This is a genomic window from Granulosicoccus antarcticus IMCC3135, assembly GCF_002215215.1.
In the GTDB taxonomy this organism is placed as follows: domain Bacteria; phylum Pseudomonadota; class Gammaproteobacteria; order Granulosicoccales; family Granulosicoccaceae; genus Granulosicoccus; species Granulosicoccus antarcticus.
Genome location: NZ_CP018632.1, coordinates 5,238,380 through 5,252,297, shown reverse-complemented (window position 1 = coordinate 5,252,297; position 13,918 = coordinate 5,238,380). Strand labels below are relative to the sequence as shown.

The 13,918-nt window shown below is 54.4% G+C and carries 12 protein-coding genes; 6 read left to right on the top strand and 6 right to left on the bottom strand.

Translation table 11 applies throughout. From position 1 onward, the window contains the following. Nucleotides 1-116 precede the first annotated feature (116 nt). The 5 genes from IMCC3135_RS22805 to IMCC3135_RS22785 all read left to right on the top strand — a co-directional run bounded on the left by IMCC3135_RS22805 (nucleotide 117) and on the right by IMCC3135_RS22785 (nucleotide 6,316). Complete coding sequence (locus IMCC3135_RS22805) at nucleotides 117-1,664, top strand: tripartite tricarboxylate transporter permease (protein WP_088919688.1); 1,548 nt, start codon at nucleotides 117-119, stop codon at nucleotides 1,662-1,664. Continuing rightward, a complete protein-coding gene (locus tag IMCC3135_RS22800) occupies nucleotides 1,661-2,173 on the top strand; it encodes a tripartite tricarboxylate transporter TctB family protein (protein WP_205737673.1) in 513 nt (170 codons plus the stop codon). Before IMCC3135_RS22805 ends, IMCC3135_RS22800 begins: the two co-directional genes overlap by 4 nt. Before the next feature lie 64 nt (nucleotides 2,174-2,237). Further along, complete coding sequence (locus tag IMCC3135_RS22795; protein ID WP_088919687.1) at nucleotides 2,238-3,212, top strand: Bug family tripartite tricarboxylate transporter substrate binding protein; 975 nt, start codon at nucleotides 2,238-2,240, stop codon at nucleotides 3,210-3,212. 14 nt (nucleotides 3,213-3,226) lie between these two features. Beyond that, nucleotides 3,227-4,663: an acylating sulfoacetaldehyde dehydrogenase gene (gene sauS, locus IMCC3135_RS22790; protein WP_088919686.1), complete on the top strand. Its 1,437-nt coding sequence runs from the start codon at nucleotides 3,227-3,229 to the stop codon at nucleotides 4,661-4,663. Between the two features lie 57 nt (nucleotides 4,664-4,720). Next, nucleotides 4,721-6,316: an AMP-binding protein gene (locus IMCC3135_RS22785; protein ID WP_088919685.1), complete on the top strand. Its 1,596-nt coding sequence runs from the start codon at nucleotides 4,721-4,723 to the stop codon at nucleotides 6,314-6,316. An 80-nt stretch (nucleotides 6,317-6,396) separates the two neighbouring features. On the opposite strand, the gene IMCC3135_RS22780 is transcribed toward IMCC3135_RS22785, so the two are convergent. The 6 genes from IMCC3135_RS22780 to IMCC3135_RS22755 all read right to left on the bottom strand — a co-directional run bounded on the left by IMCC3135_RS22780 (nucleotide 6,397) and on the right by IMCC3135_RS22755 (nucleotide 13,050). Next, nucleotides 6,397-7,563 carry an ABC transporter permease gene (locus IMCC3135_RS22780; RefSeq protein ID WP_088919684.1) on the bottom strand — a complete coding sequence of 389 codons (1,167 nt, stop codon included), beginning with the start codon at nucleotides 7,561-7,563 and terminating at the stop codon, nucleotides 6,397-6,399. Continuing rightward, nucleotides 7,560-8,378: an ABC transporter ATP-binding protein gene (locus IMCC3135_RS22775; protein WP_088919683.1), complete on the bottom strand. Its 819-nt coding sequence runs from the start codon at nucleotides 8,376-8,378 to the stop codon at nucleotides 7,560-7,562. Before IMCC3135_RS22775 ends, IMCC3135_RS22780 begins: the two co-directional genes overlap by 4 nt. After that, entirely contained in the window at nucleotides 8,375-9,925 is a 1,551-nt protein-coding gene (locus IMCC3135_RS22770; RefSeq protein WP_157736214.1) for an alpha/beta hydrolase, read from the bottom strand. The genes IMCC3135_RS22775 and IMCC3135_RS22770 overlap by 4 nt, the downstream gene beginning before the upstream one ends. A 111-nt stretch (nucleotides 9,926-10,036) precedes the next feature. After that, the gene (locus IMCC3135_RS22765; RefSeq protein WP_157736213.1) at nucleotides 10,037-11,515 is read right to left on the bottom strand and encodes a hypothetical protein; all 1,479 of its coding nucleotides are present in this window, start codon (nucleotides 11,513-11,515) and stop codon (nucleotides 10,037-10,039) included. Between the two features lie 42 nt (nucleotides 11,516-11,557). Beyond that, a complete protein-coding gene (locus IMCC3135_RS22760) occupies nucleotides 11,558-12,265 on the bottom strand; it encodes an OmpA family protein (protein ID WP_088919680.1) in 708 nt (235 codons plus the stop codon). A 164-nt stretch (nucleotides 12,266-12,429) separates the two neighbouring features. Continuing rightward, on the bottom strand, nucleotides 12,430-13,050 hold the full coding sequence (locus tag IMCC3135_RS22755) for a hypothetical protein (RefSeq protein WP_157736212.1): 621 nt from the start codon (nucleotides 13,048-13,050) through the stop codon (nucleotides 12,430-12,432). A 267-nt stretch (nucleotides 13,051-13,317) separates the two neighbouring features. Between IMCC3135_RS22755 and IMCC3135_RS22750 the strand changes: the two genes are divergently transcribed. Continuing rightward, the gene (locus IMCC3135_RS22750) at nucleotides 13,318-13,854 is read left to right on the top strand and encodes a YehS family protein (protein WP_088919678.1); all 537 of its coding nucleotides are present in this window, start codon (nucleotides 13,318-13,320) and stop codon (nucleotides 13,852-13,854) included. Nucleotides 13,855-13,918: the final 64 nt, after the last annotated feature.

Genomic DNA, 13,918 nt, shown 5'->3' with positions numbered 1-13,918 from the left:
CGAATGTCAGTAACCATTTCCCGCATTGATAATGCGGCACGATTATCTGAATGTAAACGTTTGCATTTTTATTTTCATTGTTTACAGTGGATTCATGCCATTCAGGAAATAGAGTTATGGAGTTCTTGCAATATTTCGGTGGGGTCTTTGAACCGCTGTCGTTCATGCTGCTTTTGGGCGGTACGATAGGGGGCCTGATTCTGGGGGCCACGCCGGGTCTGTCGCCGACCATGGCCGTCGCGCTACTCATACCGTTCACGTTTCAGCTGCAGGCCACCCAAGGACTGATACTGCTGGGTGCGGCCTATACGGCAACGGTGGCAGGTGGGGCGGTGAGCGCCATCTTGCTGAAGATCCCCGGAGCACCCGCCAACATAGCCACGGCGCTGGATGGGCATGCGATGGCGCAAAAGGGCCGTGGTACGGAAGCCCTGCACGTCTCTTTTCTGGCCTCTGGGGTCGGCGGCGTCATCGGCGTTTTGCTGCTGATATTCCTGACCCCGGTGTTGTCCAAATGGGCCTTGGCCTTCGGCCCTTCACATCTTTTCTGGATGGCTATATTGGGGGTTACCGTCATCGGTTCGCTGGATTCGCGCTCCTTTGTAAAGGGCCTGTTGTCGGGTTGTCTGGGCTTATGGTTGTCAATGATCGGCTATGACGATATCCAGGGTGCGCAACGCTTCATCTTCCATGATTCTTTGACAGGTGGCGTGAATATCATTACCGCATTGATCGGCATCTTCGCCATTCCGCAGGTAATCGAAATGCTGGCCAGGGGCCGGGTGGAACATTGCGTAACAACCGTCAGCGTGCACAAACAATCCTTCATGTCTTCCCTCAGATTACTGGGCAAGAATACCAAGGCCCTGTCGATTGGTACGGTTGTAGGCTCGATCATCGGGCTGATTCCCGGCGTCGGTGGGCAGATTGCAGGGCTGCTTGCCTACGATCAGACACGCAAGTTCTCAAAGGATCCCGATTCGTTCGGGCAGGGTAACCCTGCTGGTGTCATTGCTGCAGAATCGGCCAATAACGCCATGGTTGGACCCTCGTTGGTCCCGTTGTTGACGCTGTCCATTCCGGGAAGTCCCACGGCGGCCGTACTGCTGGGTGGTTTGTTGATTCACGGTATCTTTCCCGGTTCGGACCTGTTTGATAATCATCCGGAAGTGGCATGGACCTTCATCAACTCCATGCTCGTTGGTCAGATTCTGATGGTTGTCTTTGGTATCTGGGTGGCCAGCTACGCGGCCCGCGTGGCTCATATTCCTCCTCCTGTCATGGCGGCATCCGTCATGGTGCTGGCTCTGTTCGGCAGCTACTCGGTGCAACAATCCATGGGTGATGTGTACATCATGCTGACGCTGGGACTGAGTATGTATCTGTTGGAAAAAGTGGGGTTTTCTGCAGCACCGCTGGTACTGGGACTGATTCTGGGGCCGATAGCAGAGGCGAACTTCATTCAGGGAAGCATGATCGCCAATGCCATGGATGGACCTATCGTCTATTTCTTGACCGGCCCCCTGAATCTGTTTCTGGTGATCCTGGTGCTGGCTTCAATAGCATGGAGTTTCCTAAGCTCGAAGCGGGAGCCCTCGGCGCAAGCAAGTCCCGGAGCAGTTCCTGGAGCAGTTCCTGATGCAGATACCGGAGTAAAATCATGAGCGGTGATAATGCAAGTGCGGTAATTTCAGAAAACGCGGAAACCATGGCAACTGCTTCACGATTGCAGCACATGATTCCGGGTACCGCCATTCTGGTTCTTGCCCTGACCGTGGCCTGGCTCAGTTTTACTCGTGAGCCAGCCAGTGCCTTTCTTTTTCCACGCATGATTGGCAGCATCATGTTGCTTCTGGCGGTGTGGAACTTCATCAGGGCGGCATCGGGGCTGGCCAAAGTGGGGGAAGGGGTATCAGGTTTGACCATCACTCGCATTGCGCCAGGGCTCGTCGTGATGATCGTTTTCGTCTACTTCGCGGCAAAATTCCTGGGGTTCTACGCAGCTTCTTATATAGCGTTTGTATCCATCTACAGTTTGTACGATCCCGCCTCGCATGGCTCGCCGAAGGCCTGGCTCAGGCGTTGCCTGGTGGCTGCAGGGTTCATGAGCGTTATCTATGCCCTGTTCACGATGCTGTTGCAGGTCCAGACCCCTCGTGGTCTGTTTTTCTGATTTCGATAATCAATGCGCTTGCATTAGTTCAATTCGATTCGATCCTAACCTTGTGGAGAACATCATGAAGACACGCATTCTGGCAACGGCTCTGATGGCCGCGACCTCGTTCATGGCTTCGACAGTCAGCCTGGCAGACACTTTTCCTGAACGTCCGATATCCATGATGGTGTCGTATGGTGCGGGTGGAGCGACAGATTTTCAGGCGCGTACCGTGACCATGCTGGCTAGCAACGATGAATACCTGAGGCAGCCCCTTGTCATCATCAACAAGCCGGGTGCCGGTGGTCGTGTCGGTTGGAACTGGTTTGCGACAGATGCCGATAATGACGGTTATTCAATGGCTGTCTACAACATTCCGCATTTCATCGCACAGTCTATCGAGGGGGGCGTTAGGTATGACGCTGACTCGTTTGAACCCATTGCCAATTGGGGGGCTGATCCGGCTGTCATCGTGGTGCCTGCCGACAGTCCCTACAATACAATCAAGGAGCTGCTGGACTTTGCCAAAGCGAACCCTGGCAAAGTGACGGTATCGGGTGCGGGCCTGTACGTAGGCCATCATATAGCCGCTCTGCAAATTGAAAAAGCCATCGACAGCAAGCTGGCCTATATCCCCACCTCGGGTGGTGGGGCTGCTGCCATGAAAGCGGTCATTGCCGGCGATGTCGTTGCGGGTATCAATAATCTGTCAGATGCCTATCGTGCTCGTGAAGCGGGTAACGTGAAAATACTGGCGATCGCCGATCTGTCGCGCTCCGAGGAGCTGCTTCCCGAAGTGCCGACCCTGGCTGAGGCAGGTTATGAGGTGGATGATGCATCGGTTAATTTTCGTGGGGTGATGGTGCCGGTTGGCACACCCGACGAGATCATCGAGCTGCTGGCTGAAAAATTTGCAGCCATGTTTGCCGATGAACGCATTGGTACACAGATGGCATCAGGCGGCTCACCCGTGAAGGTCATGAGTCGCGATGAAGTCAAAGCGATGTGGACAGCACGCAAGGAGACTCTGACTGGTCTCCTGGCTGATTTGAAATAGAAGGGGATATCAACATGGCAGAACAATCACTGAGCTCAGCGCAGAACGCAGCTGCTGAGGCCGCACTGGTCGATGATCTGGTCGCCCGTGCGCGCAAGGCACAGCAGAGCTTTGCCAGAGATGCAGACCAGTCCCGGTTTGATATGGCGGCACTGGCAGCAGCCTGGGCGATCATGGAACCTGCTCGAAATGCAGCGTTATCGACTCAAGCGGTGGAGCAGACCGGTCTGGGAAATGTTGCCGACAAGACCATCAAGAATCATCGCAAAACGCTGGGTTTGTTGCGCGATATACAAGATGTCAGAACGGTGGGTGTGATCAAGGAAGAGCCTGACAAAGGCCTGACCGAAATTGCTCGCCCTATTGGTGTAGTAGGGGCGGTGGTCCCCTCTACCAATCCTGCTGCCACGCCAGCCAACAACGTGATCAATGCCTTGAAATGTGGCAATGCGATCATCCTTTCACCCTCACCCAAAGGCGTTGATGTCTGTGCCGTACTGCTCAAACACATACACGCCGAGTTCGACAAGCTGGGGCTGGATCATGATCTGGTACAGATGGTGCCGTCGCCCTCATCCAAGATAAAGACACAACGTCTGATGGAAGCTGTCGACCTGATCATCGTGACGGGCAGTCAGGATAATGTCCGGCGAGCGTATGAATCCGGCACACCCGCCTTGGGTGTCGGTGCGGGTAATGCAACGGTGATCGTGGATGAGACAGCAGATCTTGACGAAGCTGCGAAGAAGATTACCGCCTCAAAGACCTTTGACAATGCCACATCCTGTAGCTCGGAGAACGGTGTGATTGTGGTGCGAAGTGTTCTGGATGATTTTCTGCAAGCCCTGCATGCACACGGTGGACGATGGCTGGATGAATCTGCTGCACAGGCAGTGAAGTCCTCCTTGTTCGATCAGGGGCATCTGAATCGCTACATGATAGCCAAGGATATCGATGTATTTCTGGAAGTGGCAGGTGTTCAGGTGGCTGATCAGAGCACGGCAAAGTTCGTGATCTTGCCCGGCGATGCTGTCGGTGCAGATGCTCCCGAATCGGGGGAGAAGCTGTCACTGGCGTTAACGCTGTATGTGGTCGATGATTTTGAGGCTGCCATGCAGAAGACACAGCAAGTGCTGGCCTTTCAGGGGGCCGGTCATTCGGTAGGCTTGCATAGCCGTGATGACTCGCGTGCAGTTCGCCTGGGACTTTCCATGCCCACTTGTCGGGTGATCGTCAACCAGGCTCACTGTTTTGCCACTGGCGGATCGTTCGAGAACGGATTACCGTTTTCTCTGTCGATGGGCTGCGGCAGCTGGGGAGGCAATTCGATCGATGACAACCTTCACTATCGTCATTTCATGAACATCACGCGCATCGTTCGGCCTATTCCGGCCAATGAGCCATCGGTTGACGAGGTGTTCAAGGACTACTGGGCCGCCGCGGGTCGCTGAACCTGTCGGACCATCAAATGACTTCCCTCGCCACTCACAACCCCGGTTCTGTTACTCATGGATAATCGTGGAACACTACAAGACTTGATCGAAGCCCGTGCTTCAGATAACGCTGTCAGGCCGTTTCTGATCGATGCTGATACGGGGCAGAGTCTCGATTACGCCGCTTTACTGACAGAAGTACGAGCGGTGGCAGACTATGTGTCAAGTCAGGGCATCAAGCGCGGACAGAGTGTTGCGTATGCCATGCATAACGGGCGCTGTTGTGCCGTAACCGTGTTGGGGCTGCTTTATGGCGGTTATCGTGCCGTTGCCATCAACCTGGTGGCAGGCCGGGACGTCATTGCCTACGTTCTTTCACATTCCGAGTCCATACTCATTCTGACTCAGTCAGAGCATGAAAGCCTGATCAGGGACGCTGTGAACAGTGAGGCATTCGAGAGCGCCTGTGAACCCTTGGCAGAGGAAACAGAGCGAATCAGACCCTCGGTGCTCAGTGTTGATGATGTGTGGATTGACTCGTTACTTGCCAAGTCTTCAGCAGGCAGTAGCGAGGGTGCGGCTGAGTCAAAGCGTGAGGGGACATCGCCGGAGTCAATGCAAACAGGCAATGATTCTGATGCTTTGCTCATGTACACCAGTGGTACCACCGGGCGGCCAAAAGGGGTGGTGTTGAGCCATGGCAACCTGATTGCCGGCGGTATCAATATCGCCGAGGGGCATGAGCTCAGTGATAAGGATCGAGCCTTGTGCGTATTACCGCTTTATCACATCAATGGGCTGTGTGTGACCATCATGGGCCCGCTGGTCAGTGCAGGTTCCGTGGTGGTGCCGGGCAAATTCTCCACCTCTGGTTTCTGGGAATGGGTGGATCGCTACCAATGCAGCTGGTTCAGTGTGGTGCCGACACAAATCTCGTATCTGCTGCGAGATGCCGAGCAAAATGTCGAACGCACTTTTCTGAGATTCGGGCGTTCGGCCTCGGCCCCCTTGTCGCCAGCCATGCATGCCAATTTCGAAAAGCGCTTTGGTATTCCCATGATTGAAACCATGGGGCTGACGGAGACGGCTGCGCAGATATTGAGTAATCCCATGCCGCCCGCAGTGCGCAAGCTAGGTTCTCCCGGTTTGCCAGTAGGCGATGAGGTCAGAATCGTGGATAGCCAGCTGAACGACATGCCGCAAGGCCAGGAAGGTGAGTTGCTGATCAAGGGTGCTAATGTCATGTCCCGCTATTTCAGGAATGAAACTGCCACGCGTGAGGCCATGGTGGCAGGCGATTGGTTCAGGACCGGCGATCTGGGATGCATGGATGATGAGGGCTATCTTTTCATCACGGGTCGGCTAAAAGAACTGATCATCAAGGGCGGGGAGAATATCGCACCGCGTGAAATCGACGATGTTCTATATCAGCATGCCGATGTTGTCGAGGCGGCAGCGTTTGCCAGGCCTTGCGATAATTTCGGTCAACGCGTGGAGGCCGCTGTCAGTGTCAAGGATAACTCCACAGTCACCGAAGCACAGTTGCTGGAACTGTGTGTCGAGCGTGTCGGGGCATTCAAATGTCCCGACAGAATCCATTTCATGGCTGAGTTACCCAAAGGGCCATCCGGCAAGATTCAGCGCAAGAAATTGCTGGAATTACTGACATGACACCAGGGGCCAGGGACACAAGTTTTTTGCGTTTTTAGATGCCCTGCATCTCTTCTTTCCGCGTTGCCGCCGCGTGGTGATCAATCCAGCAGTCGTTCCCGCTGATACAGCCGGCCAGCACAGTAGAGCAGCAGTGCGGTGGCGGCCAGAGTCCCGGCTGCGGACAGGCCGATGTGCAGCCACGGTATGGTATCTCCCAATACCGCGCTTTCCAGTAGCTGGTACTGGCTGAGCATGGGAATGGACATGGAGGCCGTGGTTGAGCGCAAAGTCAGGAACTGGAGCAGAAAAAACGGCGCCATGGGCACCAGCATCAGCAGTCCCAGGTAGGTTTGCGCCTCCTTGGTACTGCGGGTGATGGCCGAGACCGTTATGAGCATGGCCGAGATAAAAGGTAGTAGTGGGCTTGCCAGCAAAAAGGCACGGGTCACTGTCAGGCCATCAAAGCGAATCTGCCCGCCCATCAGCTCTACCGGAAACAGTCGGAACAGCGTATAGATGCTCAATGCCGTCAGAATGCTGGACAGGGTGACAAAGCAGAGCGTTGCACCGTATTTGCCAAAAACCACGGCACTGCGTTCCAGTGGCAGACTGAGCAAGGGCTCCAGTGAATGCCGTTCACGTTCGCCAGCAGTGGTATCAATGGCAAGATAAAAGCCTCCCATCACCATCGACATGATGAATAGAAACGGCAGAATGGATGCCAGTAGCTGTCCACTGGCACCATCGCTGGAGACATCGTTCTGGATGATATCCAGACTGTCAAAGGTGGACGGATCTATGCCGCGGTGCTGCAGCCGCAGGCTGTTGAGTGTTCGTTCGTAGACGTTGAGAATTGCGGTAACACGACGCTCAGCCTTGCTGGATTCCTTGTCCGCACTGTTCACATGCAGAGTCAGCGGGGCAGGTTGGCCCTGGCGTAGTTGTGCGCCAAAATCATCGGGTATTTCCAGTACTACAAGGTTGTCTCCGTACCGCACGCTTTCCTGAACGTTCTCTGGTGCGGCGGTGATATCGATGTTGTTGCTGTACAGAAACTCCATCAATTGTGGCGCCTGCTCGGCATTGACCACGCTCAATGAGGTCACCTGATCAAAATTGATGGATAGCTGCTTGAAGCTGGCTACCAGAGAGCCGCCAAGCAATACAGGCAGCAGAACGGGCCCGAATAGCAGTGCATAGAACACCGTCTGGCGATCACGCAGATTGTCCAGAATCTCCTTGAACATGATGATGAACAGATTCATGTCGGGCTCCTGTCGCCCAGTATCCGGGTCGCGGCGATGAAGGCATCTTCCAGATCCTGTTCGCCGGTACGTTCAAGAATGCCCGATAGCGTGTCCTGCATGGCAATGCTGCCATCGGAGATGATTGCGATGTGATCACACAGTGCAGCCACTTCCTGCATGATGTGACTGGAGAAGACCACACAGTGTCCATCAGCTGCCAGCTGGCGAATGATCTCCCGCAGCCCACGGGTTGCCATGACATCCAGTCCATTGGTGGGTTCATCCAGCATCAGAGTCTGAGGACGATGAGCCAGAGCTCTGGCCAGTGCCACTTTGGTTTTCTGGCCTTGCGAAAAGCCGTTTGCCCGACGATCGGCAAAGCTGTGCATATCCAGCTGCTCGATGAGTTGGCCGACACGAGCCTCTGCCTGTACCTTGTTCAAACCACACAGGCGTGCATAGTAGATAATGTTTTCACGAGCACTCAGCCTAGGATAAATGCCCGCGTTGTGCGGCATGAAGCCCAGATGTTGCCGCACCTTCAGAACATCCGTGCTCACATCAAAACCATCGACACGGGCACTGCCGTGATCCGGTTTGATCAAGGTGGCCAGCATACGCAAAGTCGTTGACTTGCCCGCGCCATTAGGCCCCAGCAAACCGGTGATTCTGCCATCTTCAGCGGCAAAGCTCACCGACTCGACAGCGACCACTCGATTGGCATTCAGCGTAGTCGGTTTTTTCCTTGATCCGAAGCGCTTGCCCAGCGACAGCAGGCCGGAACCTGAACCGGTACGCTTGAAGCTCTTGTGCAGCTGCTCTGCGATTATCATGGCAGCGGCCCGTTAGCATCGATAAAAAAGGGTAAGACGCGCATCCTCTCCAGACAATCAGTATCCAGTGACAGGGCATCTGCGGTTTCCACGAACTGGGCAAGTAGCACCGGCATGCAGCCAAAAGGTGCCTGCATATGACCTTGTTGCGGATTGATCAGGTGGCGAGAGTTGACCAGAGTTTTGGCAACTTGTTCGCCATAGCGGGGCGGGGTCACAGGGTCAGCCTCACCGGAGAGTATCAGTACCGGTTTATCGGAGATCAGTGGCTCTTTGAAGTCCTCATCAATACGCCCCACTGGCCAGGGTTTACAACTGGCGAGCAGGGAGTCGACCACCGCATCGCCCATATAACTGAACTCTGGATCTTCATCCACAGGGACGGCCGTCATGAACGGGGCATCCTCGGTACAGATGACTGAATGATGCATACCGGTGGACAAGGAGTCGCCGAGTGACTGGCTCTGCAGATTGGCCTGACGGGCAAGAGGTGCAAAGTTATCGTTGATCAGAGCTTCGTGCAGCATCGAAGGTAAAATGGCTGCCGTTTGCGAACTGTAGGACATCAGCCTCAAGGTGATCGCCAGATGCTCACGGGTAAATTCCAAGGTGGTGAGCTTGCCGGTGGCAACGTCCTCAAAAGTCAGAGTGCGTGGTTGTTTTTCCAGTGATTCGAGCAATGTCCGGGTGAGCTCTTTCAAGTCACCAAAGGCTTCAAAGCAGCCGCTGTCATCAACACAGCGCTGAAAGATCAGGTCCAGCGTTCGCTGCGCCAATGGGGCGATATCCGGACCTAATGTAACCTCCGGTGGCACCACGGCATCCAGAACCATGGTTCGAACCCTGTCAGGGTAGCGGCGCAGATAATGCTGGGCGACTCGTGTGCCGTAGGAAATGCCATACAGATTCCATTGACTGATACCCAGTGCCAGGCGAACCTGCTCAAGATCCTTGACCGCAACGCTGGTGGTGAACAGGCGTGGGTCGTGTTCCAGGCTGTCGAGGCATTCTTGTGCCAGCTCGCTGAGATGCTCTGTATCCAGTTCGAATTCCGTGCCCAGTGAATCCGGGGCGTCAGGGCAGCTCAGGCGGGCAGAGTCCCCGGTGCCACGCTGATCGACCAGAATCACATCGTAATCTCTCATGATGTGGCGAAAGGCAAATGAGACAGCCGGGAAGGACTCCAGTGCTGATTGCCCGGGGCCACCTGCCAATAGGGTGAAGGCTTCTGTGCTGGCAGATTGACGACGTGCCGGTATGCGGGCAATGGCAAGTTCAAGTGAGCCTGAGTCGGCAGCTTCCGGATCCAGAGGCACCATCAGTGTGGTGCACTGGGCAAGCAGTTTGCCAGCCCCCGTACCGATCGAGCAATCACTGAAACCAAGGCTCGGGTCGAGGCTTTTTTCGCCAGCAGCCATTGCCTGCAGAGGAAGCAGCAGGCAGACACAAAAGGCGAGGTGCGCCAGTGATTTGCATCGAGGCACCGTACGCAAGTTGGCCGCAACGCCTGGGGTGTCGCGTCGAAGGTAATCTTTGATCCGGTTCAAGAGGCTGTTTGATTGTGAAACGAGGGGAATGCTCTGCCAACCACCAGACACCATGGTTCAGGCGAACGCGGGTACAGAGCGACTATCAAACAAGTGCAAGGGACGAGCCAGCTACAGATCTTCGAGCACGTCTTCCAGTTGACTGCGGGCATTACCTACCCAGTCATCGCGTTCGATGCGCTCAGGCACAATCTTCAGCGCATTGGCTATTGTCTCGATCTCATGGTGCTTCAGCTTTGCCAGTTGCGCAAAGCTGGTTATACCCAGATCGTTCAAAGCTATCTCGGTCAAATGATCGATGCCGAATATCTGTTGCAGATCATCACGGTGCTCGACCGGATCGAACGAGTTCGACTCCTCTTCATCAGAAGTATCATCCAGCCCGAGTTGCAGATCGTCGCCGATCTCGATGACCTGATCGAAGGGATCAACGTCAAAAACATCAGCGGGCAGTTCAGGTAATTCAGGCAGTTCAAGCTGCTGTTCCGTTGAGACCGTCTCAGAAGCGTCCGCTGCTGAAGTGCTTCTGTGAGTCTCGCCAGCGGGTGCTGCGGCTGCTACACCATTCGACGCAGCCGCAGCATTCCGAGAATCGCTCTTCGAGTCAGATTCTGGCGTATCTGCATTCAGGAAAATGACCGGTGAATTGTCGATGACTTGAGTGAAGGCCAGACTATTGTCATGATCACCGGATTCTTCATCCGACTCGTCATCCGAGAAATAACCTACAGCAGCCGTCAGATCCAGATCTTCACTCACTGATTCGTCGTCGTCAATGCCCCAGATGTCCTCGTCGATGACGACATGCACGGCATCCAGGTCTTCTTCATCAATCGAAGATGTTTCATCAAGCACGGCAACGGCTTCAGAAGCATCCAGGGAGTCGTCAGAAGCTGAGGAGTTTGCGTCCGCTGCTTCCTGCTCATCTTCGCGGTCAGCATTTATTGTGACAGGTGCAGACGCCCAGCTACCCGTGTTGCGGGCACTACTGATAACTGGCTGAGTGCGGGTGTCTGGTGTGGGGGCAGTCGATGCGGAGGCGGTCGGGGCGCTGGCAGGTTGTTCCCATAGTACGGTGTCATCCAGATTGTCGTCATCTTCGACCAGCATGGCGGCTGTGGCGACAATGATCTCGATGGATGAGCTGTCCTGATTTCGACGCTCGCTATCCAGATCCGCTTGCTGCTTGTAATAGGCTTGCTCGTGGCTTTCAGCGTTTTTGAGCCGCGTTGCCAATGACTGGTTTTGCGTGTTGAGTTCGCGCAACTGCGAGTCATGCTTTTTCAGCATCTGACTGACCAGGAGTTGGGATTTTTCCAGGTTCGTGCTGAGAGAGGGGATTTGCTGGTTGGCTTCTCGAAGCTCGATCAATTCGTCATGAGACTGGCGTTGCAGTTCGTCATAGTCGTCCGTCAGCATGGCAATTTCCGATTGCAGTTGACTGTACTGCTGCCGTTGTCGATTGATGACGTTCTTGAACTTGCTGGTGTCCTTGTCCTTGGTATTGCGGTGCAGAATCCAGCCCAATGCGGCGCCCAGCAACACGGCCAGAACCAGGGCAAACACCATTTGAGACAGTAGATAGATCACGATGTTTTCCGCTTTCGTTGAGTGTTACAACAAACCGAGCCCTTAATGCACATAACTGATTTCAATACGCCGATTTTTTGCCCGGCCTGAATCGGTTGTGTTGTCAGCGATTGGTTGCGTGGAACCATAGCCCTTGGCAATCATCTGGCTGGCAGACACATTGCCTGATTCCAGGTAGCGCGCTACTGCCTGTGCACGTTCCTGGCTCAACCTCAGATTCACAGAGGCAGGCCCGGTGTCATCAGTATGACCTTCGATTCTGATGCGCTTATCCGGGTTGTTCCTCAGCAATTGCACGACCTGGTCAAGAGCTGTCTCACTACCAGCTGCAATGGAATTGCTGCCAGCTTGAAAGGAGACGGCGGACAGGTTGATTCTGGACAAGACCTGCAAGAACTGTTGAGTTTGCTGAATCTCTGCCTCGACAGCGTCGAACCGCCTCAGATCGTCTTTGACAATGCGTACGCCGTCGATGTTTGACAACTGCTTGATCAACGGGGCCATTGAAAGCTGCTTGTCGATGGTGCCTTGCAGGATCAGATCGCGTCCATCCACATCGACGGTCAGATTGTCCAATTGCGAGCTTGCAAGCTGTTGCTCAGCCTGTTGCTGCAGGGAGGCTGGTATGGATTGCAGCTTTTGAGCCACGAGAAAAAGCAGGCAGACGCCACAAAGCAGGGCAATGAGCCACGGCCAGATGCTGGGACGCTCGGCGTCTGGGAGGTTGAAGTGTAATGTGGGCGCCGACATGATCCGGATAATAGCATTATGCGCCTGCTAACTGAATGTGTTGAACACGTTCATCGCATCGTCAGCGCGCTTTAAAGTACAGGCATGGTCTGGCCCGGGAGCTGGCTGAGTGTCAGTCTGGGTAGAGCTTTGCAATCAGTCTGTTTTTAAAAAAGTGACAGGCTTCAGGAAAATGGTGCGCTGGCCTCGTTGCTGCTGCTAAGCCTGGTCAGGCGTGCCGAGTCCCGGTTGGAGACGGGCACGATATTGTCTCGCGCACTTTTCGGGTGGATCTGATCAACCACACTCACTGTAACCGGTTCACCGGTACCGTAGGATTTAGGCTCCGGGGCGATGATTGTCTGTGTTTTCGGGGAAGCTTGTTCTAATCGCTGCAGATGGGCAGTCGCTCTTTGCGCAATATCTTTCGCTTTGGCAGCCGCTTCATGAGCTTGCACCGCATCGAGTCGCAGGCGTGACATTTCCACGTAATTCTTGCGATGCTGCCGATCCTGAATATCGCTCATCTGGCGGCAACGTGCTTCGGCTTGCTGAAGCTTTTGCAATGTCAGTTTCAGTAACCTGTCCTTTCGTTCCTGCTGCGAGGCATAATGCTCCAGGGAACTCAATGAGGACTTGGTATCGAGCAGTTCCAGAGATTGCGTATTCAGATCTCGAAGCACTCGAAGCTTTACCACTCTTGAACGTCGGGCGCCCAATACATAACCGAATATCAGGCAAAAGATGCCAAGTACAGCAAAATAGAGGTAGGGAAGCAGGCTTGTCCACTCCATAGTAGTACTCATCGACATTGTCTGAAGTAACGTCCCTGGTCCGCAAGAGTAAGGTTACATCATACAAAAACCTGTGTTGTCAGGTGCGAAATACAGTAGAAAAACATGATGTCTATCACTTTTTTGCGCTGGGCGTTGAGCAGCTCAAGGATCGGTTCACGCTTTCAGTTCTATTGAAAACAGTGACTTAGATAATCAGATTTACACTTTAGTATCAATTCCGGGGCGTTTGTTCGCGACTCGGTTCACTTATGGCGAGCAATCAGCTCGGGAGATAAATTGGACAACAATGAATTCAACCGGCGCATCCGTTACGCCTTGCGTCTCGACGATGCCGATGCGGTACGTCTGATCGAACTGGGAGGCCAGTGGGTGAGCCCGGAGCACGTTGCCGGTTTTCGCTGCAAGGAAGAGGAGCCGGAGTACGTAGCCTGCCCGGATGAGGCCTTGCTGGCTTTGCTGGATGGCCTGATTCTCGATCGGCGCGGACCACCGCCTGAGCGAAACACCACAACAGGCGGGCCTGCTGCTGCCGAGAAGGCACCGGCGGCTGGCGACAAAGCTGCGGCCAAGGTGACTGACAAGGCAGACAAAGAGCCTGCAGTCAGCAACAACCTGGTGCTCAAACAGTTACGTATTGCCCTGGCACTACGCTCCGATGACATCTATACATTGATGGTGGCGGGTGGTGGCAAAGTTGGCAAAACCGAAGTGGGTGCCTTCTTTAGAAGCCCGGACGCACGTAACTATCGACGTTGTGGAGATCAGGCGGTTCGTTGGTTTTTGAACGGACTTGTCGCTCAACGGGGACAGTAGCTCTACCGTTTGTTACATTGGGGCAAGGGGTGTCATTCGAATCTGGCATCAGTGTTTGTTCTCA

Excerpts from the sequence above, each read along its gene's own strand:
- IMCC3135_RS22780 (WP_088919684.1), bottom strand. The coding sequence starts at position 7,563 with ATGAATCTGTTCATCATCATGTTCAAGGAGATTCTGGACAATCTGCGT.
- IMCC3135_RS22805 (WP_088919688.1), top strand. The coding sequence starts at position 117 with ATGGAGTTCTTGCAATATTTCGGTGGGGTCTTTGAACCGCTGTCGTTC.
- sauS (WP_088919686.1), top strand. The coding sequence starts at position 3,227 with ATGGCAGAACAATCACTGAGCTCAGCGCAGAACGCAGCTGCTGAGGCC.
- IMCC3135_RS22795 (WP_088919687.1), top strand. The coding sequence starts at position 2,238 with ATGAAGACACGCATTCTGGCAACGGCTCTGATGGCCGCGACCTCGTTC.
- IMCC3135_RS22785 (WP_088919685.1), top strand. The coding sequence starts at position 4,721 with ATGGATAATCGTGGAACACTACAAGACTTGATCGAAGCCCGTGCTTCA.
- IMCC3135_RS22755 (WP_157736212.1), bottom strand. The coding sequence starts at position 13,050 with ATGAGTACTACTATGGAGTGGACAAGCCTGCTTCCCTACCTCTATTTT.
- IMCC3135_RS22775 (WP_088919683.1), bottom strand. The coding sequence starts at position 8,378 with ATGATAATCGCAGAGCAGCTGCACAAGAGCTTCAAGCGTACCGGTTCA.
- IMCC3135_RS22760 (WP_088919680.1), bottom strand. The coding sequence starts at position 12,265 with ATGTCGGCGCCCACATTACACTTCAACCTCCCAGACGCCGAGCGTCCC.
- IMCC3135_RS22800 (WP_205737673.1), top strand. The coding sequence starts at position 1,661 with ATGAGCGGTGATAATGCAAGTGCGGTAATTTCAGAAAACGCGGAAACC.